25 protein-coding genes and 2 pseudogenes are annotated in these 23644 nt (G+C 58.8%); 18 read left to right on the top strand and 9 right to left on the bottom strand.

Annotation, left to right across the window (positions count from 1 at the left end; genetic code table 11):
• Positions 1 to 240: 240 nt before the first annotated feature.
• Positions 241 to 504, top strand: a complete 264-nt coding sequence (locus H1204_RS43135; protein WP_180736171.1) for a hypothetical protein — start codon at positions 241 to 243, stop codon at positions 502 to 504.
• Positions 505 to 692: 188 nt separating this feature from the next.
• On the opposite strand, the gene H1204_RS43140 is transcribed toward H1204_RS43135, so the two are convergent.
• Positions 693 to 839 (bottom strand): hypothetical protein, encoded by a 147-nt coding sequence (locus H1204_RS43140; protein WP_180735221.1) that lies wholly within the window; start codon positions 837 to 839, stop codon positions 693 to 695.
• A 100-nt stretch (positions 840 to 939) separates the two neighbouring features.
• On the opposite strand from H1204_RS43140, the gene H1204_RS43145 reads away from it, so the two are divergent.
• Both H1204_RS43145 and H1204_RS43150 read left to right on the top strand, forming a co-directional pair.
• Positions 940 to 1683 carry a GNAT family N-acetyltransferase gene (locus tag H1204_RS43145; RefSeq protein ID WP_180736172.1) on the top strand — a complete coding sequence of 248 codons (744 nt, stop codon included), beginning with the start codon at positions 940 to 942 and terminating at the stop codon, positions 1681 to 1683.
• Positions 1684 to 1756: 73 nt separating this feature from the next.
• The gene (locus H1204_RS43150) at positions 1757 to 2188 is read left to right on the top strand and encodes a hypothetical protein (protein WP_180736173.1); all 432 of its coding nucleotides are present in this window, start codon (positions 1757 to 1759) and stop codon (positions 2186 to 2188) included.
• Positions 2189 to 4068: 1880 nt separating this feature from the next.
• Here the strand turns inward: H1204_RS43150 and H1204_RS43160 are convergent.
• The gene (locus H1204_RS43160; protein ID WP_180736174.1) at positions 4069 to 4488 is read right to left on the bottom strand and encodes an HU family DNA-binding protein; all 420 of its coding nucleotides are present in this window, start codon (positions 4486 to 4488) and stop codon (positions 4069 to 4071) included.
• Positions 4489 to 5607: 1119 nt separating this feature from the next.
• Here H1204_RS43160 and H1204_RS43165 point away from each other — a divergent pair.
• Both H1204_RS43165 and H1204_RS43170 read left to right on the top strand, forming a co-directional pair.
• The gene (locus H1204_RS43165; RefSeq protein ID WP_180735493.1) at positions 5608 to 6690 is read left to right on the top strand and encodes an IS630 family transposase; all 1083 of its coding nucleotides are present in this window, start codon (positions 5608 to 5610) and stop codon (positions 6688 to 6690) included.
• Positions 6691 to 6704: 14 nt separating this feature from the next.
• On the top strand, positions 6705 to 7004 hold the full coding sequence (locus tag H1204_RS43170; RefSeq protein ID WP_180735494.1) for a hypothetical protein: 300 nt from the start codon (positions 6705 to 6707) through the stop codon (positions 7002 to 7004).
• 21 nt (positions 7005 to 7025) lie between these two features.
• Here H1204_RS43170 and H1204_RS43175 read toward each other — a convergent pair whose 3' ends face one another.
• Genes H1204_RS43175 through H1204_RS43185 form a run of 3 tightly spaced genes read right to left on the bottom strand, consistent with a single transcriptional unit; the run spans position 7026 to position 9347 of the window.
• The gene (locus H1204_RS43175) at positions 7026 to 7499 is read right to left on the bottom strand and encodes a hypothetical protein (RefSeq protein WP_180736175.1); all 474 of its coding nucleotides are present in this window, start codon (positions 7497 to 7499) and stop codon (positions 7026 to 7028) included.
• Between the two features lie 37 nt (positions 7500 to 7536).
• Positions 7537 to 8745 carry an RNA-guided endonuclease TnpB family protein gene (locus tag H1204_RS43180; protein WP_180736176.1) on the bottom strand — a complete coding sequence of 403 codons (1209 nt, stop codon included), beginning with the start codon at positions 8743 to 8745 and terminating at the stop codon, positions 7537 to 7539.
• Complete coding sequence (locus H1204_RS43185) at positions 8742 to 9347, bottom strand: IS607 family transposase (RefSeq protein WP_180736177.1); 606 nt, start codon at positions 9345 to 9347, stop codon at positions 8742 to 8744. The genes H1204_RS43180 and H1204_RS43185 overlap by 4 nt, the downstream gene beginning before the upstream one ends.
• A gap of 69 nt (positions 9348 to 9416) precedes the next feature.
• Here H1204_RS43185 and H1204_RS43190 point away from each other — a divergent pair, with 69 nt between their 5' ends.
• The 4 genes from H1204_RS43190 (at position 9417) to H1204_RS43205 (ending at position 11614) form a co-directional block, all read left to right on the top strand.
• Positions 9417 to 9611: a hypothetical protein gene (locus tag H1204_RS43190; protein WP_274608290.1), complete on the top strand. Its 195-nt coding sequence runs from the start codon at positions 9417 to 9419 to the stop codon at positions 9609 to 9611.
• 325 nt (positions 9612 to 9936) lie between these two features.
• On the top strand, positions 9937 to 10275 hold the full coding sequence (locus H1204_RS43195) for a cupredoxin domain-containing protein (RefSeq protein ID WP_180736178.1): 339 nt from the start codon (positions 9937 to 9939) through the stop codon (positions 10273 to 10275).
• 12 nt (positions 10276 to 10287) lie between these two features.
• The gene (locus tag H1204_RS43200) at positions 10288 to 11124 is read left to right on the top strand and encodes an FTR1 family protein (RefSeq protein WP_180736179.1); all 837 of its coding nucleotides are present in this window, start codon (positions 10288 to 10290) and stop codon (positions 11122 to 11124) included.
• Between the two features lie 139 nt (positions 11125 to 11263).
• The gene (locus H1204_RS43205) at positions 11264 to 11614 is read left to right on the top strand and encodes a hypothetical protein (RefSeq protein WP_180736180.1); all 351 of its coding nucleotides are present in this window, start codon (positions 11264 to 11266) and stop codon (positions 11612 to 11614) included.
• A gap of 229 nt (positions 11615 to 11843) precedes the next feature.
• Here H1204_RS43205 and H1204_RS43210 read toward each other — a convergent pair whose 3' ends face one another.
• The gene (locus H1204_RS43210; RefSeq protein ID WP_180736181.1) at positions 11844 to 12545 is read right to left on the bottom strand and encodes a TetR/AcrR family transcriptional regulator; all 702 of its coding nucleotides are present in this window, start codon (positions 12543 to 12545) and stop codon (positions 11844 to 11846) included.
• 113 nt (positions 12546 to 12658) lie between these two features.
• Here H1204_RS43210 and H1204_RS43215 point away from each other — a divergent pair, with 113 nt between their 5' ends.
• The 3 genes and pseudogenes from H1204_RS43215 to H1204_RS43225 all read left to right on the top strand — a co-directional run bounded on the left by H1204_RS43215 (position 12659) and on the right by H1204_RS43225 (position 14714).
• Positions 12659 to 12916 carry a hypothetical protein gene (locus H1204_RS43215; RefSeq protein ID WP_180736182.1) on the top strand — a complete coding sequence of 86 codons (258 nt, stop codon included), beginning with the start codon at positions 12659 to 12661 and terminating at the stop codon, positions 12914 to 12916.
• Positions 12917 to 13026: 110 nt separating this feature from the next.
• Positions 13027 to 14113, top strand: a pseudogene (locus H1204_RS43220) (IS630 family transposase).
• Positions 14114 to 14261: 148 nt separating this feature from the next.
• Positions 14262 to 14714, top strand: coding sequence for a PRC-barrel domain-containing protein (locus H1204_RS43225; protein ID WP_180736308.1), 453 nt, complete (start codon positions 14262 to 14264; stop codon positions 14712 to 14714).
• A 138-nt stretch (positions 14715 to 14852) separates the two neighbouring features.
• On the opposite strand, the gene H1204_RS43230 is transcribed toward H1204_RS43225, so the two are convergent.
• Positions 14853 to 15374: a hypothetical protein gene (locus H1204_RS43230; protein ID WP_180736183.1), complete on the bottom strand. Its 522-nt coding sequence runs from the start codon at positions 15372 to 15374 to the stop codon at positions 14853 to 14855.
• A gap of 751 nt (positions 15375 to 16125) precedes the next feature.
• On the opposite strand from H1204_RS43230, the gene H1204_RS43235 reads away from it, so the two are divergent.
• Positions 16126 to 16284: a hypothetical protein gene (locus tag H1204_RS43235; protein ID WP_180736184.1), complete on the top strand. Its 159-nt coding sequence runs from the start codon at positions 16126 to 16128 to the stop codon at positions 16282 to 16284.
• A 400-nt stretch (positions 16285 to 16684) separates the two neighbouring features.
• Here the strand turns inward: H1204_RS43235 and H1204_RS52810 are convergent, their stop codons facing one another.
• Entirely contained in the window at positions 16685 to 16816 is a 132-nt protein-coding gene (locus H1204_RS52810) for a hypothetical protein (RefSeq protein WP_274608289.1), read from the bottom strand.
• 157 nt (positions 16817 to 16973) lie between these two features.
• Between H1204_RS52810 and H1204_RS43240 the strand changes: the two are divergent.
• The 4 genes and pseudogenes from H1204_RS43240 to H1204_RS43255 form a co-directional block, all read left to right on the top strand.
• Positions 16974 to 17207, top strand: a pseudogene (locus H1204_RS43240) (hypothetical protein); the annotation flags it as partial.
• 181 nt (positions 17208 to 17388) lie between these two features.
• A complete protein-coding gene (locus H1204_RS43245; RefSeq protein WP_180736185.1) occupies positions 17389 to 18783 on the top strand; it encodes an MFS transporter in 1395 nt (464 codons plus the stop codon).
• A gap of 68 nt (positions 18784 to 18851) precedes the next feature.
• Positions 18852 to 19835, top strand: a complete 984-nt coding sequence (locus tag H1204_RS43250) for a LysR family transcriptional regulator (RefSeq protein ID WP_180736186.1) — start codon at positions 18852 to 18854, stop codon at positions 19833 to 19835.
• Positions 19828 to 21240 carry an aspartate ammonia-lyase gene (locus H1204_RS43255; protein ID WP_180736187.1) on the top strand — a complete coding sequence of 471 codons (1413 nt, stop codon included), beginning with the start codon at positions 19828 to 19830 and terminating at the stop codon, positions 21238 to 21240. The genes H1204_RS43250 and H1204_RS43255 overlap by 8 nt, the downstream gene beginning before the upstream one ends.
• A gap of 188 nt (positions 21241 to 21428) precedes the next feature.
• On the opposite strand, the gene H1204_RS43260 is transcribed toward H1204_RS43255, so the two are convergent.
• Entirely contained in the window at positions 21429 to 22745 is a 1317-nt protein-coding gene (locus tag H1204_RS43260) for an IS701 family transposase (protein WP_180732393.1), read from the bottom strand.
• A gap of 93 nt (positions 22746 to 22838) precedes the next feature.
• Here H1204_RS43260 and H1204_RS43265 point away from each other — a divergent pair, with 93 nt between their 5' ends.
• Positions 22839 to 23324: a prolyl-tRNA synthetase associated domain-containing protein gene (locus H1204_RS43265; RefSeq protein WP_180736188.1), complete on the top strand. Its 486-nt coding sequence runs from the start codon at positions 22839 to 22841 to the stop codon at positions 23322 to 23324.
• Positions 23325 to 23644: the final 320 nt, after the last annotated feature.

A 23644-nucleotide genomic window follows, 5' to 3' on the forward strand; every position in this document is an offset into this window, starting at 1 on the left:
CAAGGCGATCATGCAGCGAAAAGATTGCTACAGCATCGCCGCGAGCTCGCCCATTCCTGTCCCCGTATGAGCTGTTGCGGGGACTGGGTCGCGACCTTCTCTCGTCGCCGCCGGGTGCGCTCACGGCAAGGTGATTTTGCGGGTGATTTCGGCCGTGACGTTGGGACGCGTGGCTGTGCCAAATATCGGGTGGAAGGTCGCGGGTGCGCTAACAACCAGGCCCATGTAATCGACGAGGAAATGGCCACGCGCCACGGGAGCGTCAAGCAAACATGTACCGCGGTGAATTGCTGGAATTCGGCCCACATTTATGTGTTGGCGCTCCCAGTCGAAAGATGGGCGGACTACTTCGCTCGCAATCAGGTCCGCGTATCGCCGAAGCGCGGCGGCATTCGAATTTCATTTGCCATGTTCAATACGGTGGAAGACGTTGACCAGGTCGCCGAAATTATCCGTAAAGGGCTGAACGAAGAGAAGCCCGCAGCAACGGCTCAAGTCGACTGACGAAAGAGCCACTCGCGCGACTTCACACTGTGATGGAGTGAAGATACTCCCCGTCGCGTCGCGCGAGTGCTACGCCGGTCGCTCTTTTGCGGTGGCTCTATGGATGTTGACAGATATCCCCTGTCCGACGTGGTTCGACAACTAATGATTGAACACCCGCCAGGAGCATTGCTCCCCTGAGCACTTGGCTACCCGAATTCCTGCAACGAATCCTGCTTCTTCGCAAGTCGAGCCACCGGCGCATCCGGCCGACCTGTCTTGGTCAAACAGCTCAAGGCTTCGAGCATGTCCCCGACGTGAAGCAGCAGTTCTCGTCTATCGAATCGGTCGTCCATCGCAGTATCTCCGGTCATCGCGTCCTTGGCTGAGCGTAAGGTCTGGTGTGCCGGTAAAATAGGGGCTCACCTGTCCATCCAGAGACTGACTAACGTCCGCATGACTGTCGACCTGCACGCGCGCCATTCACTGCTGTCTAAGCCGCTTGCCACGCCGTTGCCGCTTGAGGTCCGGCCCGGAGGTGCGGTTCTTGAGTGTGAGCGCGGCGGCCGCCGATATGTCGTCTACTGCGGGCACCATGAAAATTCATCGCCCCATGCTTCGGCCCGCTTACTGCGAAAGAAGCTGCGTGATGCGCGCGAGCAGGATGAGACGAGCTGCGAGGCAGCGCCTCTTTCGGGCCAAAGTCTGTCAGAGCAACACAGTGCATGGTCCTCTGTGACCGAGGGGGAAGATTGCGGAGACGGCGAGTCCGTCGCCGGTTGCGCGCGGTTCGGGTACCAGCTCGTCGCGTATGCTGGTCGCTCACCGGTGGGCTACTGCACCTTCGTAGTCCGTATCGAGGACGCCACCACCGGACAGCGTCCATCGATTGAAATTGAGGTGCTTGAAATCTGGGTCATGCCTCAGCATCGCGGCGTTGGTGTCGGGGCCGCACTCGCCGAGTCCGTTGCTCAGCTGGCGGTAGCTGGGCTCCTTGAACTCGAGTTCCGTCTTTCGCACCAGCGCAAGGCGACGCACTTCAGTATTGCCGTTTTAGCGGATATTCACTCGTCATCTGGCGCGCACTTCCTTCACCTTACCGTCAACTTCCTTCGCGCGAAGATTGACGAACTTGGCGTCCTGTTCTCGAGCGGGCTTCAGCACGTACTCTTTGACGACATTGAGCTGGAGCTACGCTAGTTCCGGTGCCCCTTCTTTGCGCGGATTCCGCCTGGCTATACGAGCCACACAGGAGCCACAAAGGGAGGTTGTCGTGATTGAACAGATTCTCGCGTATTGCGGTCCGTACCAGGCGGCCAATATTGACGACCTCCGCGGCCATAAAGGCGAGGGGTTCGAGTGCGTGCTGCTCAAGGGTGAGCGTGTTATTGGCACCGGCACCAGATGGGCAAACGACGAGCCGATTAGACTCGATATCCCGACAGAAAACCGGGATGACCTGCTCGCGCACGCGAAGGCGAAACACCCGGACGTGCAATACGAGCCGGAAGGAATCTTCATGGGCAAGCTTTGGCATTTCGTTGAGGTAAGCGGAAGATGTCGTAACGTCTCTCTTTTTTCTGACTTCATAGACTTAGAGAGCCAAAAACGCGCAAAGCTCACATCTTCATATTCGTTGCGTAACAGACCAGCCGCCGGCAGAAGTGGCGGCCGCCGAACATGGCCGGTGCATCATCCCCTTTAAGCCGGAAAGCGTTGACACGTGGCTAAATTCGAATGGGTCGGACCTGGCGGCGCAGTATGCGATACTGGACGACAGAGACCGGCCATACTACGCGCATCGGCTGGCTGCGTGACCGCTCGCAATCATCGGCAGCTGATGAATGGACCTTTGGATTCAACCCTGCGCGCGCTGTGCTGATCTCCACGGGAAGGTGGCCGCTGAGCCTCCGTACCAAGACCTCACGCTCAACGGTGCTGGCGCGGCAAAGGATGCGCGAGTGGAAGAGCACCGCACCTGTGTTCGATGCCGCGGGGGGTTGCGAGAATTCTTGCCGGACCCCCGACGCGGTAGATTTGGATGTTACTGAAAGCCGGCCAGCATTAACGCAACCCTTGCTCGAACTTGTGAGAGCGCGACTGCACTCAGGATTTTCTCAAATCAGAAGGAGGCTGCGATGGGTGCAGTGTGGGAGAATCGTGTGATGGCGCCATGACGTTCAACGAGGAAAACGCAGTGCTTTGAGGCATTTCCTTACTCCATAACCTGCGCCTTTCTTGGGAAGGAAGTGCCATCTGCGAAGGAAAATCGAACTCAGCGCCGAAGAGTTCTTGAAGATGCGGGAATTGAAACAACGCCGCCGAGGTCTATCGACGAGGCAGCACTGTGCGCTTTGACAGCAAGTTTCCTACTTGAAGGGTGTGTCGTTGCGTACGGCGATGAGCTAGGGTAGCCGACGCGCCAAGTATCCGCGGTTTCAGCACACCTTGGAGTGCACGCACAAGCGACCGCGGTCCAATCACGGCAATAACGTTGTAGGGGAACTCGTGCGTCTGAGACGACATCTAGCATTGCTGTTGCCATTGGTAGCTTTAGGCTCATCTGGAGCATGGGCGCGCGATATTCAATGTGCGACCACCCGACAACCGGCTGAGCGCGTCATATGCGACCACGCCATCCTGAACAATGAATACGACGATATCTTCGCGCAGCAGCAGGCTCTGCTGAGAAGTGGGAAGCTCTCGCCCGAACAACTCGCTCAGTGGAGACAATCGCGGAGCACCTGCACCGACGTCCACTGCATCGACAGCGTATTTGCTCGCTGGAAGGCGATGGCCAAGTCTGTCGAAACCAATTCTCGCACTGCAGTGGCTCCGGCTATAGCTTCCGTGACTGCTATGGCTCCGGTAGGACCCACTTCCGACGTAGTTCCCGAACCAAGTCCACAGGCATCCCCGACCTCGGAAGCATCCCTCGTGCAGCGGGGGAGTGCCGCTGGCATCGCGCTGCCGCAGCCTGTCGCTGGTCATGCCTCTGTGCCAGCGGTCGCTTCTGCTGCTTTCAGCGTGAGCAATCCGCGCGGCGCGACTGGCATGAGCGTCGGCCTGATGGCGGTCGTGTTTGTCGCGATTGGATGCAGCGTACTCTTCTATCGCCGAAGGAGGAGCGGTGGAAGCACCGGGGAAGCACCAAGAAGTGTTCGCAGCAGGGACAAGCCCTGAGCGGACGGTGCGGTAGGACCTTGCTTATGCTGCCGTCCGGTACGACTACCTGAAGGCAGAAGCCGCTCGAGCTCTTACACTTCGCGTGTTCAACATGCTCGCGGCGAGCGGAATCCTTTTCATTGAGATTTTTCTGACGGGCATCCCGGACGCCGGCTTCATGGAAGCGGCAATGGATTGGTAGCTTATTTACCGGGGAGAAAAACAAATCCAGGCAATCCTGTCCGGTATCGTCGACTCGGACATCGCTTCAATACAGCAATATCGTGACCTCGAGAACAACATTACTTTTCTCGAAGTGTGGAGGAATTTACGGCAGGCTAACTTGTCAACGGAAAGCGGTGGTTCGGCCTATAAAAAGGCCCGCTCGAAAGCGGGCCTCTACTATTCGCGACGCGGTGCTCAGGCAGCTGCATCCTTCAGCTTCTTCAGCGCACGCACCTTCAGGCGTACGGTCGCCGGCTTGGCGTCAAACCAGCGCTCTTCACCCGTGAACGGGTCCTTGCCGAAACGCTTCTTTTTCGCCGGAACTTGCTGGACGCCAATCTTGAGCAGGCCCGACAGCGTGAATTCGCCGGCCCCCTTCTTGTGAACAGAACCCAGGATGGTGTCTTCCAGAGCCGCAAGGATGGCCTTCGCTTGCTTCGGCTCAACACCGGCCTGAGTTGCCACGTGAGCAGCAAGTGAGGTCTTCGTGAACGTATCTTTCAGCGGTTTGAGCGTTGTTACTGTTGCTGCAGCCTTCTTCGTCGGAGCAGCTTTGGGAGCTGCCGATTTGGTTGCAGGCTTTTTTGTTGCGGGCTTCGCGGCTTTTGTTGCCATTTGCGTCCTCTTTCTGGATTAGGAGAGTCGCTTAAGACGAAACACCCCTGAGCACTGAGCGCTCGGCACATGCACCGTCGTAAGCTGTGGCTAGCGTAGCAACGGCCTATTTGCAATGCAAGCAGAATAGCTCCTGAAACTGGGGATTTTGATGAGATTTTGGTCCTCGCCTATTGATTGCTTGCGACAGAAAGGAGCCGTGTGGCGGTGCGTACTGACGACCGATGAGTTCGAGTAGTAGGTGGGTTTCTCGCTACGGACAGGAATTCGATGTAGAGGCCGGCCCGATTGTCGACGCCTACGTGGTGTTATTAACTCTCCGCGCCGACTTGGCGAGCCAGTCTGAGCGCTTGCTGGGGCAAAATCACATAGAGTCCGACGATAACGCCTGCAAGGAGATTTAATGCAAACGCGAGAATCTGATGGTCATGCTGAATGGAATGGACGACAAGCGCGACAGGCGCAGTAAACAAGACGGACCATCCGAAGCTGGAAAGCCCTAGCATCGTTGCGCCCCATAGACGAAGTTTGGCGGGGGTCGGGAGTCCATGAGATGCGAAGCCTCGCCTAACCATGTAGCCAACGATAGGTAGCATCAGTGCAAACGTCGCTAACGTGACAGCAAGTAGTGGCATAAGCATGGCCGTTTTCAGCGGCTGGCCATGATGCCACCCAGACGGGCACCGCCACGAGCATTTGTCTCCACACGCAAGACCACCAGACAGCCAGCCGCTTGCCGAACCCCATTGGCGGATACAGCAAAAAACAATGGGGGCTTCGTACGCATGCGTGTCGGCCGACACTTGGCTCAAACGTTAAACCAATCCAATATGGATTGTCTCCTGCAGCGGGCTCAAGTTATGGGATTTTCGGCCGTTATGCCGTACTTCCGAGAGACTCACTGTCAAGAAAAAAATAAGGCGGCACAGATGGCTGAAGTAGAGGTACGTAAGGTCGCCAACAAAGCTGGCGTCGTCAAATCGAATCTTGAAGCCAATGTGCTACGACAGATGCTTTGCCGCGGCGAACTCTGGACACTAATCCGCGTTGGCCTTGTTGGCCTAGTACAACATCCCGCAAATATCTTGAATAATTAAACGATTTGGCTATTATGCCGGGATGAGTCGAGGCCGTCACGCAACGTCAGTGAAGCTGACGAAGAAAGAAAAAGAGAAACTCCTGTCGCTGATCGCACAGAAGACGGCCCCGCAGCGGGATGTGATGCGGGCTCGGATTGCGTTGTGGGCACATGAGGGACACTCGAATACCGTGATTGCGCGAGAGCTCGGTGTATCGGTGCAGACGGTCAGCACGTGGCGCAAGCGCATTGCGCGGCAAGGCGCACAGGGCATTCGAGAAGGTGAGCGCAGTGGCCGTCCGCCGCGCATTGCGCAGGAAACACGACTGCAATTGATTGCGTTGGCATGCGAGGCGCAGGAACCGCAGGGGCGGGTCACGCCGACGCTCGACGAGATTGTGGCGCGCGCAATCGAGCGCGGCATCGTCGAACAGATCAGCCGTAGCCATGTTCAGCGGATCTTGCAGGCCGGCGACGTGCGCCCGCACCGGGTCCAGCAATGGCTACACAGTCCCGACCCCGCCTTTCGGGAGAAGGTCAATGTGATTTGCAAGCTGTATCGCAAGGCGCCCAAAAGCGCGGTGGTGCTCAGCATCGACGAGAAGACCGGAATTCAGGCCATCGAGCGCAAGCATTCGGGGCGTGCGCCGGCGCCGGGACGGTTGCGTCGTCGGGAGTTTGAATATATCCGCCATGGCACCCAGGCGTTGATTGCCGCGCTGGATGTGCATACCGGAAAGGTGCTGGCAGAGTGCCGCGAGCGGCGTACCCAGGACGATCTGGTAGCCTTCATGGAGCGCGTGGCTGCTGCGTACCCGGGCAAGCAGGTGCACGTGGTTTGGGACAACCTGAACACGCATCGCGCCCAGGCCGTCTGGCAGGCGTTCAATGCGCGACACGGCAGGCGGTTTCACTTCCACTTCACGCCGTTGCACGCGAGTTGGGTCAATCAGATCGAACTATGGTTTGCGCGCTACACGCGCCGGGTATTGCGCCATGCCAGCCATACCAGCACCGCGCACCTGCGCGAGCGCACCGGGCAGTTTGTCCGTGAGCATAATCAGGCAGCGCGGCCCTTCAAATGGAGTTTCCGGGGCTATCCGCTACAAACCGGCGCAACGTAATCGAGGGGACCGACGTGCCAGCCATACCCACCAAACATTACGCGGCCGAACTTCAGCGTCAACTACGCACCTTGCTCGGCCATGAGCAAATCGTTACGCAAGCCTACGGGCATCACCTGCTGATCAAACGTCTGGACGATGAGGAACCCACTGTTGTGGCGCGCCTCACCGGGCTCGGCCGCAATCGTTATGGCGCCGCCTTCCGTACCCACAACGGACGATGGGAACCGCTGCCCGGAACCGGTTCGCTCGAGGAGATGGCCGACGTCGTCGTCACGCTCCTGCACCCGTATTTACAGCCAGATAATTATTAAAGCCAATTACGGGATGTTGTACTAGTAGCCGCCTTCGTGCTTCTCGTCATCAGTGGGCAGCTGAAGACAATGGCAGGCGAGCTTGTGGCCATATGGATTGTCGACGGCTCTCTCCTTGGCCACATGATGTGGCTCCAGCGACGCTACAAGCCTGTTTTTCTTGTCGGTGCAGCCATCGGGCTCGTGCTTGGAAACTTGATGGGCGACGAGACCTTCTACGTCGCGTTCTCGTTTACCGCGGCAGGAATGGTGGAAACATGCGCTGCGGCACTTATGCTGCCGAGTGTGAAATCGGCCAAAGGGCTCCTGCAGCCTAAAGTATTTGTCCGGTTCGTAGTGGGTCCCTGCATAGTTGCATCGATGCTTTCTGGCGTGGTTGCCGTTATCCTGCTTCAAGGAATTTTTACCACCCACCCACCCGTTTTCATCGTTTTCGAATTGGGTGATATCCGACGCTTTGGGCTTCCTGATATTTACGCCAGTGACGCTTGTCATGCTTTCGGGGGAGTGGAGGGCCACCAAAGTAGCCGCTCTAAGCTGTCTGCACATTTCTGTGCACATCTCGCTTTTTCTGCTTCACCGAGACCGGTTTCACTGATGCCGAGGCGCCAGCCAGAGCCTTCCTCTCCACAGACTGCAACGCCAGAGCTTGGCGCCGAATGTTGATGGCCGCGTTCAGGTCGCGGTTCATCTTTAAACCGCAGCCGCACGACAGCACGCGGTCGCGCAGCGTGATTTCGTGAATCGTCCCGCATCCCGAACACGTCTTGCTGCTCGGATAAAAGCGGTCGATCACGATCACTTGTGCGCCGGTCATTACGGCCTTGTATTCCAGTTGACGACGGAATTCGGAGAACCCGGCATCGGCGATCGAGCGCGCCAGAGAGCCATTGCGCAGCATCCCCGACACGTTCAAATCCTCAATGCCGATCGTTGAGTAGTTCGTCGCGAGCGTCGTCGTCAGCTTGTGCAAAGCATCCTTGCGGACGTTTGCGATACGCAAGTGCAGCCGGGCAAGCTTGGCTTTCGCTTTGGCCCGGTTGGCACTTCCCTTCTTTTTGCGCGCGAGCGATTGCGACAGGCGCACGATGCGCTTGTGCCCGGCGCGGTGCGGCTTCAACGCAGGCTCGGTCGTGCCATCACTGAAGGTCGCGAGCGTCGTAACGCCGAGATCGACGCCGACGGCGCCACGGTCCTGCTTCGCAGTCAGGCGGTCTTCCGTCTCGACGGCCAGCGCGACATACCAACCATCGGCCATGCGGCTCACCGTCGCCGACTTGACACGGCCCGCGAAGCGCAACGCCTCACGCATGCGAACGACGCCACAGCGCGGCAGCTTGACCACCTTGCCGGTCACCTCGACTGCGTGGCTCGTCGCATCCGCCGGCCCGTTGTCGGCACGGAACGAGTCGCGGATGCCCTTACGCTTGAAGCGCGGGTAGCCGGGCTTCTGGCCGAGCTTCACGCGCCTGAAAAAGTGCTCGAACGCGAGTCCGACGTTCTTGATCGCGGTCTGAGGTGCGCATTTCGTCACCTCAGCCATCCAGGGGAATTCGGCCGCCTTGATCGCGTTCAGTTGTTTGCGGAGCGCCGCCTCATCCGGCTTGCCGCCGGCCTCATACTGCCGCTTCCATTCCGCCAACGCCCAGTTATAGGCGAACCGGGACACGCCACAGGCGCGTGCGAAATACACGCCTTGCGTGGCGGTCGGGTCGAGGCGGATTCTGTGGACGCGGATCATCTGGCGGCTTGCACGAGCGCGTCGAGCAGTTGCCTGTTCTTCTTGCTGCGCGAGCCGTACAGGCGCGCCGAAAAGACGGTGATGATTTCCAGCACGTCCCTGGCGAGTTCTTCCTCGAACGAGGGCTGATCGCCCTTGTGGATGATGACGATTTCGATGTTCTGCGCCGCGCACATCGCGAACACCAATTCGGAGCCGAAGCGCAGGAGCCGATCCTTGTGCGTGATGACGAGGCGCTTCATCTGCTTGCGCAGAATCATTTCGAGCAGGCGGTTGAGGCCCTTCTTGTGATAGTTCATGCCGCTACCGAGATCCTTGATGACCTCGCAGCGCCACCCCTTCGCGGCGCAATAGCTCTCCAGCATCGCATGCTGGCGATCGAGATCCGCTTTCTGGTCGTGCGACGAGACTCGCGCGTAGCAGACCGTCGGTGCATCCTCATTGCCGAGACCCAACAGATCGGAGACAGCGTAATAGCGTGTGCCGCCCGCCGTCTTGCGAGCGGGCACCAGTTCGCCAGTCTCCTCCCACTTCCGCAGGGTGGAGATTGCGACGCCCAACATCGCCGCCGCTTCACCAATCTTTACAAGTCTCCTTTCCATAACAACAGATTCTAGCAGATTCTGTAAGAAAACCATGACTCTGCCCCACACCCTCTGGGTGTCGTTACTCTGAGTATCGGGGTAGCGCACGGCGAAATGCGACGACCATCGGACGCGGCCGAACTGTTCGAATTGGCGGACTCAGCTCTATATATGGCAAAACGGATGGGGCGAAACCGCGTGGGTAGAGTGCAAGACGCGATAGCCACAGGCGAATCAGCGCCGTCCCGCCCCGTGGCTTCGGTTGCTCGTGGCGTCCTCTGAAGGTTAACTGCCGATTTCCAAGGTTGTCAGTGTCATGTCGACTTCGCCCGTACGCGTAACGATGAACAAGGGATACCCGTGCGGCACCTGAGCAGCAGGGCAGGCTTTTTGAACACCCGGATGCCAGGCATTCACGTAGGTCGTTCTTCTGCGCAGAAAATGACGGCCTCACCTCGGAATTCGAGCATGTGACAGTCAAGGAGCGCCGCTCGCCGCGGAGCAGCTGCCGGCGGCAATGATGGAAAATCCCGATTCACGGTCGATGCGAGATGAAGATAATAACGAGAATCGCTTTTATTAACTCATCTCATTACCCTGACCCCACATGAAACTCGTCCGTACAGTATCCAGCATTACTTTGGCGCTGCTCACCGCATCTGCATCTCAGGCATATGCCGCCGACGAGTCCTACAGCCTGACCTTGAAGGACCACAAGTTTTCGCCGGCTGAACTTACCATCCCGGCCGGCAAGAAAGTGAAGGTGACCGTCAAGAACCTCGATGCGACGCCTGCAGAGTTTGAGAGCGATGATTTCAAGGCCGAAAAGGTCATTCCCGCTGGCAAGCAGGCGGACATTTTCATCGGACCGCTGAAAGCTGGCACGTACGAGTTCCATGACGAATATCACGAAGCCGAATCCAAGACCCATCTGACGGTCAAGTAACGGAACAACACCATGCTTTCCACCGCCCTTATCGTTTTCCGCGAAGTGCTTGAAGCCGCACTCGTCGTGTCCATTGTTCTCGCGGCAACGGAGGGTGTCGCTAACCGGGGCTGGTGGGTTGGTGGTGGACTGGCGGGCGGCGTCATTGGCGCCGGCCTCATTGCCGTCTTCGCGGACGTCATTTCGTCGTTGGCCTCCGGTATGGGACAGGAGGTCTTCAACGCGTGTGTCATGTTCGTCGCGGTTGTCATGCTGGCGTGGCACAGCATCTGGATGGGCAAGCATAGTCGACAAATGGCGCAGCAGATTTCTGCGGTTGGCAAGGCCGTCGCAGCAGGCAGCAGACCGCTTACCGGCCTCGCGATTGTCGTGGGTGTCGCAGTGCTGCGCGAGGGTTCGGAGGCAGTCCTGTTCCTGTATGGCATCGCGGCTGGCGACCCGGGGCAGACGCCTCAGATGATTGCCGGCGGGTTGCTGGGCATCTTCGGCGGTGTCGGCCTTGGTGCCGCCATGTATGCGGGCCTTCTGCAGATTCCGCTGAAGCGCCTTTTTGCCGTGACCAACGCGATGATTATCCTGCTTGCGGCGGGGATGGCCAGCCAGGGCATCGGTTTTCTGGTTTCGGCTGGAATTTTGCCCTCGTGGGGAGACAGCGTTTGGGACACGTCGTGGCTTCTCAAGGAATCGAGCATAGTCGGCAAAATGCTGCACACGCTCGTCGGCTACACCGCGCGTCCGGCTGGCATTCAGATTGCGGCATACTGCGCCACGCTTATCACTATCGTGCTATTGGCGCGGACTGTCGGACGACCAGGGGCGCCTATTGGTCAGCCTCGACAACCCGCGTAAGCCTCGCTCCGTTGCGCCGAATGTTGTCAGGCCAACACATGGCTGGAATAACGCTGCCCGGGGGCCGTTTAGCTGAACAGCGTCGCGAAGACTCGATGCTCGAGTCTGCGGGGCGGTTAGCCGGTGGAGCGGGCGTGCCATGAGGAAATCAATCCAGCAGGACGACACCAGGTTGCTGGCCGCGTTGAGGGCTGAAGCGGGCAAATTCAGCGATATCAGCGAGCTCAGAATGTCTGGTTGCACAGGGTTCTCTGTGCACGGGAGAATAACGGCCTGTGCCTGTGGGAATCTGATTGCCCTCAGGCTTCCCGAACTCTCGGTCACCGCACTGCTGCAAACGCCCGGCTGCAGATTGTTCCAGCCATACGGACGGACGTCATCGCGGCACTGGCTGGCCTTTGCGGCAACCAGCCCAGCCTTCAATACGCTTGACGGATTATTTGAGGAAGCCGTAGCGTTTTCGCACGAATCACCAGGCGGCGACCGCTGATGAATCGAATTGGGGTGTTGACGGGGCCGCACACCATAACGGCGCTGGCTGTCCGGGCCCACCTCAAGTCAATGCCATACCTGTGAGCCACCTTTCCCCTGCCGGCGCAGGGACTGCTTGCAACCATTGCCCGTGGGTAGGCGACCGAAAGCACAGTCCTCCTTGTACCTGGACCAGCGGAATCCGCGTCTGATTGTGTTCAGAGCGACGTTGTGAGGGCCGTTACCCGTCAGTTCATTCTTGCCCCATCGTCTCGTGCAGCAGCGCCAGCGCTCGCAGGGTAGAGTGAGGTGGCTGCCGATGCTGGCCTCAAAAAGGAGAGCAGCATCTCGACCTGCATCGCGGACACTGCCTCGATGGCAGATGGCGCCGAGTAGTCCCGCCCGACAAACGCCTTCAGGGTGAACCGGTTGGAAACCACGTAATAGCCCATGGCGACCATGGTCACGTAGAAATCCAGCGCGTCTACCTCGGCTCGGAATTCCCCGGCAGCTGCGCCGCGCGACAGGGTTGCGCTCAACAGGCTAATCAACGGCGAAATGGCCTCTCGCAGTTTCGCCGAGCGCTCGAGATATTGCCCTTCGTGCAGATTTTCGTTGTTGATGAGGTTCAGCCACCGGGGGTTCGCCCGAAGGTAATCCCAAATGGAGCGCGCGAGCGCCCGAATGGCGTCTGCTGGTGGCAGCCCCGACAGGTCCAGACTTACCTCATGATTCGCGAACTCGACGTACATGGCCTCGAGGACGGCGACGTACAGACCTTCCTTGCTTTCGAAGTAGTAATAAAGCATCCGCTCGTTCGTGTCGGCAGCGGAGGCAATCGCGTCGACGCGCGCCCCGGCGAGCCCGTGCGCTGAGAACTGTTGCGTCGCCGCGTCCAGAATGCGTCGGCGCGTGCCCTCTGGGTCTCTTTTCACTTTGTGTTCGTTCATTGTCGGCTGCTCCATCTTTGCAGTGGAAAGCTTTGGTGACCCCGCCATTATGCGCGTCTTCCGCCGTCGATTTCCATGGACGCTACAATGTGGCCTTCGAGGAACGAGCTCCAATGGACAAACGAAAATACGTTAACCACGCAGACGCGGTCTTCACGGTGTTCGAGATGCTGCGCAAGGAGCTTGCGGCAGGGTCTGATGACTCGCTCGTGCTGAGCCGGTTGCATGAGATTGCTTCGCTTCCGGCGGCTGACTTCTTCGCCGCGCTTGGTGACCTGGCAACAGGCCTGCCTGCGTATGCTGACCCATCAGACGTCCTGTCACGCTGCACTCCGCTGCCGAGCACACTCGCACAGCCGTTGGCACGCTGACTCAGTTGTATAGCAATGGCGCGCTAGTGTCCCGAGTTAGAAATTCATTGCCTTATTTGCGTTGTGTGTACTAACCTGGGTTGCAGGGTTCGCAAATAAGCGAGGCAACGATGAGAGGAAGACCGAAGGCGCCACTGGTCCTGAGTGGGTCGGAACGCGAACAGCTCGTAGCGCTGACGATGCGACGCAAGACGGCACAGGCACTTGCCCTGAGAGCGCGTATTGTGCTGGCTTGCGCCGAGGGCATTGACAACAAGACGGTCGCGACAAGACAACGTGTCACCTCGCATACGGTTTCGAAGTGGCGTTCGCGATTCATCAATCACCGCGTGGACGGGTTGCTCGATGCACCGCGCCCGGGCGCACCGAGGACGATCGAGGACGCGCAGGTGGAGGCGGTCGTCGCACGCACGCTCGAATCCGTACCCACGGGCGCGACTCACTGGAGCACGCGCACAATGGCCCGCGAGATGGTGATGTCGCAGACAGCCGTGTCGCGGATCTGGCGTGCCTTCGGATTGCAGCCGCATCGGCAGGAGACCTTCAAGCTCTCCACTGATCCATTTTTCGTCGACAAGGTGCGCGATATCGTCGGGCTGTATCTGGACCCGCCGCTCAAGGCCATGGTGTTGTGCGTGGACGAAAAGAGCCAGATCCAGGCGCTGGACCGCACCCAGCCTATGCTTGCCGCTGGCCCCGGGCATCCCTGAGCGACGCAGGCACGACTATATGCGCCACGGCACGACCACACTGTTCGCGGCGCTGGACATCTCCACGGGCGAAGTCATTGGCGAACTGCATCGGCGTCATCGCAGCGGTGAATTCCTGCAGTTCCTGCGCACCATCGAGGCCAATGTGCCACCCCAACTGGAGGTCCATCTTGTGATGGACAACTACGGTACGCACAAGACTCCCTCGATCAATAACTGGTTGGCTCGCCATCCGCGTTTCCATGCGCATTTCACCCCCACATCTGCTTCGTGGATTAACCAGGTCGAACGATGGTTTGCCACGCTCAGCGAGACATACATCCGCCGTGGCACTCATCGCTCCACCCGGCAACTTGAACAGGCGATTCGCCAATACATCCAGATCAACAACACTGATCCGAGACCTTTCAACTGGACCAAATCGGCCGACGACATCCTCTCCAGCGTCAAGCGATTTTGTCTACGAATTTCTAACTCGGGACACTAGCAGTGCGAACCCTGACTGCACCACCTCGTCAGACAAGCGTCTGACATCTGGCAAGAGCTTGCCAGGCGCATGCGCATAAATTGCGGACCATTCTACGGTCGGGCACGCGGCGTGCGCACTCTGGTGGTTTCAACCTCGGGAGCACATGATGACTACGCCCAACCTGCATCCGTCCGGTACCGGCGCGAAAATCGTTGGCAGCACCGGCGGCGCAGGGCCCGGACCGGAGGTGATGGCAGCGACCACGCTCAATGGCGACAAGGTCATGTCATCCGACGGCGAACACGTGGGCAAGATAACCGACCTCATGCTGGACGTGCGAAGCGGACGGATTGCCTATGCAGTCCTCTCGACCGGGGGATTCCTCGGCCTCGGTCATACGCTGCACGCTATCCCGTGGAGCGCACTGACACTGGATGCGATCGACCGATGTTTCGTCGTGGACATCCCGGCCCAGCGACTCAAGGATGAGCCCGGTTTCGACAAGGACCACTGGCCTTCGATGGCGGACGAAAAGTGGGGCACCACGGTCCATCACTATTACAACCGCGAACCCTACTGGACCGCTACCCGTGCCATCCGCGAAGGACGCGACAGCTAGAAATCCTGCGGTAACCGCCTGCCTCGCCGCCGATAGCTGCGAATAGTTCTCATGGATTCTGAGTGGCCAGGCAGTCTCGTACGTCAGAATCCAATGGCCGGCGCCATATGACGACGCCGGTTTTTTTGCCATAGTGCCTCAGGATGTTGAGCCTGGCTGTGGCCACGGCCACCCCTTCTTCTCGTCGGGCGCATCCCACTCAGCGAGCGGTGCTGCCTCGACCGAATCTTCGACCGGGCTTGCGTCGTCAAAGGTGATGGCCGCCAGTTCTTCCGAAGTGCCGCTTTTCAGCTCGGGAAGCCCGGTCCCAAACCAGCTTACCTTCTTCTGCATATGAGCGGCATATGCTTTCCAGCCATAAGTGTCGCCATCAAACAGGTCGTGCTGAACGGTCGACGCAAGCGCCTCGCGGTTAAGGTCTGCCTCGAGCAGTTCCTTGGGCCATAGGAAGAACGCGCTGGCGACGCGTGCGCCAAATTCGGCCGCTGTCATCCTCGGCGCAACCATGCGGAGGAAGACGAAGGTTTCAAGCGATTCCTGTTGTGCCGCGAGTTGCGTGACCGGCGTGTCCGGCTGTCCGGTTTTGCTGAGACAGCTCACAGCTTCGAGCATATCCCCCAGGTGCAACAGCAGTTCGCGTCGGTCAAATCGGTCGTCCATTGCCGTATCTCCTTCCGTTGCGTTCCAGCCCAATAATACTCGCCGGTCTTGCTGCGTGTTCAGCAGGAGCGCGCGGTCTCACGTGCCGGCATCAGTCGACGAAGCCGCCTGTCTGTCTGCCATCTGCTTTCGTATCCGGCCAATCTCCGTGTCGATACCTTCAATGGCCAGGCCATGGAACTGAAGGTGCCTGCGCATGAACGACCATTGAGGCGCTGCGCTCGCAATGACGATGCACTGAAGCCCGGAACGAACCCGGGGATGGCGGAGATACCGTCGAAACACCACAAGGAGTGGAATCACGGCGAGGCCCGGCGCTGTCATGGCCGCCCATCCGGCAATGGCGCCGGTAGTCCCCGTCGCTTGATAGCCGACTGCGACCACGTAGAGTCCGATCAGGCGTGCTTCGCGTGACTACGACAGTCTCATTCGATTGGGCATCAGTCAGAACGCGTGTCGCTGCACGACCAGTTCGTCGCGAACGACAGAAATCGAGGCCAGACCGGCGAAGCTAGTCAGCGTCGCCTTGAGCAGCACGAGAAACAGACCGAACGCGTTCATGCTTTTCTCGGAAACAGCGTGCCCACCACACCTGACGCCAACAACACGTAAAACGGCGGGACGAAGTATTGAGCGACCAGCGCCGCGACGCCGACGACGGCTAATCGTCATTCTTTCGACTCTTGATTCTCGCCAATACACCACCTATTGTGGAAAGTGCCATAACGGCACAAGACATAAGGAGTACATCATGCCGTCGCCCAGAAAGGCCTCGCCTGCTCACGGGGCTGAAGCCGAGATGTCGAGCAAGAAGAAGGTAGCCTCGCCGGCGAAGGGCGCCGGAAAGGCGCAGGGCGAGAAAAGCCCTCAAATGGCCAAGCAGCGCCCCAAGTCCAAGTCGAAAGCCTGAAACGGAAACGCCCCAGAAACGGGGCGTTTCCGTTTCAGGCGAAGCCGATCGACTCGACGTACTTCACATACTGCTACTACCAGCAAAGGCGCCGACGAAGGCCGCGTCGGTTCCGAGTCGAGCAGTTAAACATCGTCCGGCGGCCAATGCCTTTTCTGCTATTACATTGCCCGCGAGTATTGGGGCGGCCAGGCGTGGCCGGCGTCCATACATACGCCCGCGGCGACGGGGCTCCATTGACCAAACTCGCGCCGGGTTACTTGCGCAATGCGGGTCATGCGATTTCTCCCATCATCGGCGCAAGGTGCCTATCAGGTCAGGCAGCGTCGAACGCACCTGACCTGCGGAACCCGCTCTCATTTCCTTGTCGGTAAGTTGCTGACTATGGCTGCAACATCAATCACCACTGTTCAAGCATTTCCTCCTTGCTTGCCACGCCGTCATTGACCACCTTTTCCAGCAGCGATTGCTCGGATGCCGCAGCCTGATTGACCAGCGCCGAAGCCCGAACATAGCCGACCTTCGCTTTCACCGACTGGTGCAATCGCCGTCGATTCGAGCAAATGGCCCTCGCTTGCAGCCTGATTCGCCTTCAGCGGACGCACCACGCGCTCATCGAAGAGATCAGCGGCCCGCTGTACCATGCCGATCGCTTTGAACAGCGACACGGCGATAAGCGGCATGGCACGTCGGCATCGGGCGTACTGCAGCTTCTGCTCGGCGCCGTCGTGCTGTACGGCGGGCTGTGCTCCGCGCTTCAACCCACACCATTGCAGCGCCGCTCTGACGACCGCAGCTTTTTCGTGAGCGGCGTATTCGGTGGCCTGCTGAGCGACCTTTTCGGGGTTTCCGGACCGCCGCTCGTCTTTCAGTTCTACCGGCAGCCATTGACGCTCGTCCAGATTCGCTGCGCCCTGTTACTGACCTTCGCTATAACGAAGATCGCCGCGATGTGCGAAGGCGTCGCATGTTTCAGCCTTGCTAACGCGTAGTATTAGAGTTAGTGATACTGTTGACTGACCTGCTGTTTTCTTGAATTCGCCGCCCTACACTGGTTCCCAAGGTGCATCGACACAAGCACCAAACCGGAGACAGGAGACGATTGTGAACAAACAGGTTTTACTCGAAGACTTGCCGCTTCGCCCATTTCATGTGGGCGTCGCGTTCAGTGGAACTGGCGGTCAGTTCAGCGACGGCTTCGTGCTCGGCATCATCGGCATCGCGGTCAGCATGGCCGCCGTGCCGCTGCATCTCGACGCGCTGTGGATGGGCCTGCTCGGCGCGGCATCGCTTGCGGGCCTGTTTTTCGGCAGCATGCTGGCCGGCCCGATTGCGGACAAATATGGCCGTCGGACGATTTTCGCGTACGACATGCTGCTGTTCACGGTCGTCTCTGCTGCGCAGTATTTTGTGACATCGCCATCGCAGTTGCTCGTCTTGCGGCTTTTACTCGGGCTCATTCTCGGTGCCGACTACGTGGTGAGTAAGTCCCTCGTGACCGAATACTCGCCGCGCCGTTATCGTGGCCGTTTGCTGAGCGTGCTCGCAGCAGCGTGGGCCGCAGGCTATGTCGGCGCATATCTCGCCGGGTTCGCCATGCGCGACATCGGCCCCGACGCGTGGCGGATCATGCTCGCGGCCAGCGGAATCCCCGCACTGTTGATTCTCCCGTTCCGCCTGATCGTTCCCGAATCGCCGATGTGGCTGATGAAACGGGGGCGCGGTGACGAAGCGCTTGCCATTGTCCGTCGCAGATTCGGCCCGGAAGTCACGCTCTCGGCAACAGTAGCGCCGCAGCAACGTCAGGGAGCATGGTCGCAGCTGTTCTCGCCCCGGTGGCGCAAGAACACGCTGGTCGGCTGCGTCTTTTATACCTGTCAGGTCATTCCATACTTTGCATTGGGTACGTTCGCGCCGAAAGTCCTCGAAGCTCTGCACGTCAAGGACAAATTCGTGGGCGGCCTCGTCTATAACGTCCTGCTTCTCGCTGGCGCAGCGATCGGTCTGCTACTGATCGACAGGATCTCGCGCCGCACGTTTCTCCTTGGAACCTTCTATCTCGCGGCGCTTGGCCTCGCAGTACTGACTTACGCGAGCTTCGGGCCGATCGGCACGATGATCGTCTTCGGCCTCTTCGCGTGCGTTCTGTCGGCGGCAGCGAACCTCGAATTCGTCTATCCGCCCGAACTCTTTCCAACGCACCTTCGTGCATCGGGTGTGGGTCTCGCGGTTGCATCGAGCCGCTTTGGTTCAGCCATCAGCACGTTCCTGCTGCCGATTGCTGTACAGCAGGTCGGTATTCATGCAGCGCTGGGTGTCTGTGTCGCGGTACTGCTATTCGGCGGTGTCTTCTGCCACGTCATGGCGCCCGAAACGGGCAGCGAGAATCTTTCCGATGTGAAATCGGACAGAGTTGCTGACGATCAGGTAGACGCTACAGGACACCATGAAGCAACGTTCGCGACCTCGGCGCCGGGTGGCAGCAAAACGCACCTGTGACGATCCCGGAAGTAGACGGCGCACCAGTTGCGGGACGATAGGTAAGCGCACTCACATCAGGACGCGACATGCCGTCGAACAAACCCATTGATATGCATGCTGTACAGGTCTTCGTCGCTGTCGCGGAAGAGGGAAGCATGTCTGCGGCAGCAACCAGGATGGGCATCTCGCAGTCGGGCGTATCGCAGATCATCCGGCAGCTCGAAGATGAACTCGGTGTCGTGCTGGTCAACCGCACAACGCGCCCGATGGCGCTGACGCCGTTCGGCATTGCACTGAGAAACCGGGGGGCCGTGCTAAGCGAAGAAATCGCCAATCTGAAGGCGCAGGTCGTCGAAGCAGGACGAGGCATCAAGCCCGATCTGCGCATCGGACTGGTCGATTCGTTTGCGTCTACGTGCGGTTCGGTTTTTACGAAGAAGCTGCTAGGCAAAGTGTCGCAACTGTCGATTCGTACGGGCCTGAGTCCGCAACAGGGCGAAGCGCTTCTGCGCCGCGACCTCGATCTGATCGTCACGAGCGACCCGCTGATCGACGCCAATGACGTCGTCAGGTACAAGCTCTTCTGCGAGCGGTACTTCGTCATAACGCCCAAGAACCTCAGAACGCCCGTGAAGAGCATCGACGACCTACGCACCCTGATCAACAGCTTGCCCATCGTGAGATTTAACCGGACTTCTCAGGTGGGCATGCAGATCGAACGATACCTCCGGCGCATCGAGATACGCGCACCGAACAGGCTCGAATTGGACAACGCCGATGCACTGACCTCGATGGTAGCGGAAGGAATCGGCTGGGCCATTACGTCGCCGATGTGCCATCTTCAGGGCGTGACACATGCTGGCAATGTTGCCACCCATGTCGTCGAGAACATGGGCCTGGAGCGCTCGCTGTATCTCGTCGCACGCCGTGACGAATACAACGTTTTCTTCGACGACGCGTGCGACACAGCGCGCGAAGTTATCGAAACATCGTTCCTGCCGAGACTGACAGCGCTCGGCGGGGGCATTGAACAACTTGTTACCGTTGGTAGAAGGAATCTCTATGAATAAGCTTGCTCAGGGCGAAGCTCGCATTGAACGTGACTATGTGGGTGAAGTGACGATTCCCGGCGACGCACTGTATGGCGTGAACACGGTTCGCGGCGTCGAGAATCTCACGGTTTCACCGTTGACCATTGCCCACTATCCCGCGTTTCGCGATGCTTTTGCGCAGGTCAAATGGGCTGCTGCATTGGCGAATCGCGACAACGAGGTCATCACGGGCGAGCAGTGCGAGGCTATCATTGCCGCGTGCAAGGGAGTGATCGACGGGCGTTTCGACGCCTCGCTCGTGGTCGACCTGATGGAAGGTTCGGGTGGCACATCGACCAATATGAACTTCAACGAGGTCATCGCGAATCGCGCACAGCAGATTCTCGGGCACACTGTTGGAACGTATGAGGTCGTTCATCCGAATGATCATGTGAACGGCTCGCAGTCGACCAACGATGCGTATCCCGCCGCCTTGAAGATCGCGACCCACGCGATGCTCGGTACGCTCATCAGCGAGGTCACGCAACTCGCGGCCCTGTTCAAGGGCAAGGCGACGGACTTCGCCAATATCCTGCATCTGGGCCGGACCTGCCTGCAGGATGGGCAGCCGATGCGTCTCGGTCAGCTTTTTGGCGGCTACGCGGCTCTGACTGAACGTCTGGCCGGAGAACTCGTCGCAGTTCGCGACAAGCTGCGCACGCTACCGCTCGGCGGCACGGCGATCGGTACGGGCTTTGGCGCACCGGCGGGTTATCGCGCAGCCGTATACGCGCATTTGCAGCGCGTCACGGGCGTGGAGTATCAGGCACCCGCCAATTCCTTCGATGCCATGCAGAACATGGATGTATTCTCTCGCGTCTCAGCTGAACTTCGCACGTGCGCGGTGTCTCTTGCAAAGATCGCTTCGGACTTGACGGTGCTGTCATCGGGTCCAGTCGGAGGACTTGGAGAGTTGAAATTACCGGAGGCGCAGGCGGGCTCTTCGATCATGCCCGGCAAGGTCAATCCGGTGCTGCCGATGGCGATGATCCAGTTGAGCTTCGCAGTCGTGGGTAACGACGTCGCTGTTGCGCAGGCCGTTCAATACGGCGAACTGGAAATCAATCACTTCGAGCCGGTTGTCGCTTCCCGTGTTTTCGACAGCATCGCGTTGCTGACCAACGGTATTCGGCGCTTTGGCGAAAAGTGTGTGAAGGGTGTCGAGGCTGACGCGGCACGCAACGAGAAGCATCTGCTGGAATCGATGGCGGTTGCGACAGCGCTAGTTCCCAGAATTGGCTATGCTCGCGTGAGCAAGCTCGCAAGACAATCAGTCGCCGAGGGTCGCTCACTGATCGCTATTCTGGCTGAGTCCGGCGTGCTTTCACGGGATGACGCGATCGCTGCGATCCGCAAGGCATCGTATCCAGTGTTCGAAGCCTGACCCAACGATGTGTGAAAAGCAGGCTCTGAGATGGTTTTGGGGCCGGTCTGTTTCTGGATCAATTCGAACGACAGCATGCTAGTACTACTGTGTCATATAAATAATTGCGCGCTCGATTGCTGTACTAGGGAGCGAGCCATCGTTGCATGAGCCTTAGTCCAAGCAGGATGCGCAACGTGGTAATGGAATCAGGAACGTGGCGTTGAGCGCGCTGGACTGCCCCGGGGGATGTAATCCGAGGGAAGGGCAGGCAGCGCCCGTTCAAGGAAGTTTTTTTTATCGCGTCCACCTGATTGCATTCGCAGTCGCTGAGCCATCAGAAACCCATACGCAGCGATACTCAATGTGGCGTGGTGGTGAAAGCCACGCCAGCCTCGCCCTTCATAATGACCGAGCCCGAACTCCTGTTTCAGGTCCTGATAGTCGCGCTCGATGCGCCAGCGCATCTTGGTCACGAACACAAGCTGCTCAAGTGTCGCCTCCTCGGGGGCAGTAGCGAGAAAGTATTTGAGCGGCTCCGTATCGCCATCAGGCCATTCAATAAGCAGCCATTCTTCGTCGCGAACCGTACTTCGCCAATAGTCGTGATGTGCGGGACGAACCCGTACGGCGGCAAAGCGTGAGGAAAGTGCTGCGTTGCTACCTTCCCGCCAGGTTACGGTTTGCCAGGCGTTCACGGGTAATTGCATGGCCAGTTCCTTCACCGCGAGCGGTTTATGGCCGGGCGCACGGCGCAACAACTTCGGTGGCTGACCGCGCCCGCTCCAGGGCTTGGGTGGAAGCGGCTCCGTACCTGGCGCCCACACAGAGGTGACCGGCCGGATCCCTACCGCGTACAACAAACCCAGTTCAGTTATGCCCTCCCGGAATGCGGTTTCGTCGCCATACCCAGCGTCGGCCAGCACGATGCCCGGCGCAACGCCGGATGCTATGGCCTCGCGAAGCTGGGCCAGCGCAATCTGTGGCTTGGTCTGGAAAACTAGTTCGTCGGGAATGCCAGCGCGACGGGCACGTTCCCGGTCGTCAATCCATTCCTTGGGGATATACAATTGCCAGGCAATCGGCAAACTGCCCCGTTGCGTCGCGATCGACAGGCTCACGGCGATCTGGCAGTTATCCTGTTTGCCCAGTTGCCCACAGTATTGTCGCGCTACGCCGACCGAATGCTTGCCCTTCTTCGGGAAGCCCGTATCGTCAATAATCCAGTAATAGCCAGCCTCTTCAGCAGCGTGCAGGCCTAACGCGGGCATCACCCATTCGCGTACCCGCTGCAGGACCGCCCGGTCAGACCATTCTGCCTTGGCCACAAAATGGTGAAGTGACTGGTGTTTCGCACTCGCGTGAAGTGGGTCAATATGCGCGGCCATCGGCTCGACGCTCTTGCGTGACAACGGCATTACCAAGCCCGAACAGTAACCCTTGAGGCCGGCATGGCGATCGGCGTGCCCTAACGCCAGCGCCAGATGATTCAGATACGCGTCAAATTCGTCGACATCTTCTCTCATCGCGATCGCCCGAAGTCTGTATTATTCAATACTACCAGGTATCGCTTCACTGCAAATAGATTTTGTGACACAGTGAGACTAGGAAAAGACGAAGTGTTGAAGCTTCTTGAAAAACGGGAGATCCCGTTTTCCTGTGAGGAGCACGACCCGGTACTCAACATGTCAGAGTCGGGAATGCTGACGCTTTCCGTTGTAGGGGCTCGCTGCAAGAACCTGCTGCTGCAAGACAAGAAGGGGCACTACTTCCTCATCGTGACAAGTGCCACCAAGTCGCTGGACCTCGCTGGTATCGCTGAAGCAATCGGCAGCAAACGCCTGTCGTTTGCATCGGCGGACACGCTCTTCGCGTTGCTGGGTATCCGTACAGGCGCGTTGAGTCCACTTGCACTGGTCAATGACGAGGCCAAATCGGTGCAACTTGTGTTCGATGACGAACTAGGCAGGGAAGGGTGCTTTCTGTTTCACCCACTCGAGAACAATGCGAGCGTATCGCTTTCCCGAAGCGCGCTGGACACCTTTCTCCGCAACATTGATCATCCGGCAAGCTGGCTACCTCTCGCCGCCAGAAAATCCGATTGAAGCCGGTGTAGGCGTAGCGCGGATGTTCGGTTGGACGCCGATACTGTCGGCCGGTGTCCGTAGGTTCGCGCGGGAGCGGACGGTGACGCTAATGTGGCGTGAGGGGGCGCACCGTCGGTCTGAGTCTATGTCGAGTCTCGATTGGTGAACGGCTGGGTGCGGCCACTTCGGACGTTTGGCGCGCCTGCCAAGACTGTCGACAATCGTCGGGGACACACGTTGAGGCAATGCCCTCCGCTTGACAACAATCTGATGGTTTTCCATGAGGCGGCTAAGACTCCATTGAAGCTCTAAAGTGGGCTGTGAAGCGGCACAACGAT

The organism is Paraburkholderia sp. PGU19, assembly GCF_013426915.1.
GTDB lineage: Bacteria > Pseudomonadota > Gammaproteobacteria > Burkholderiales > Burkholderiaceae > Paraburkholderia.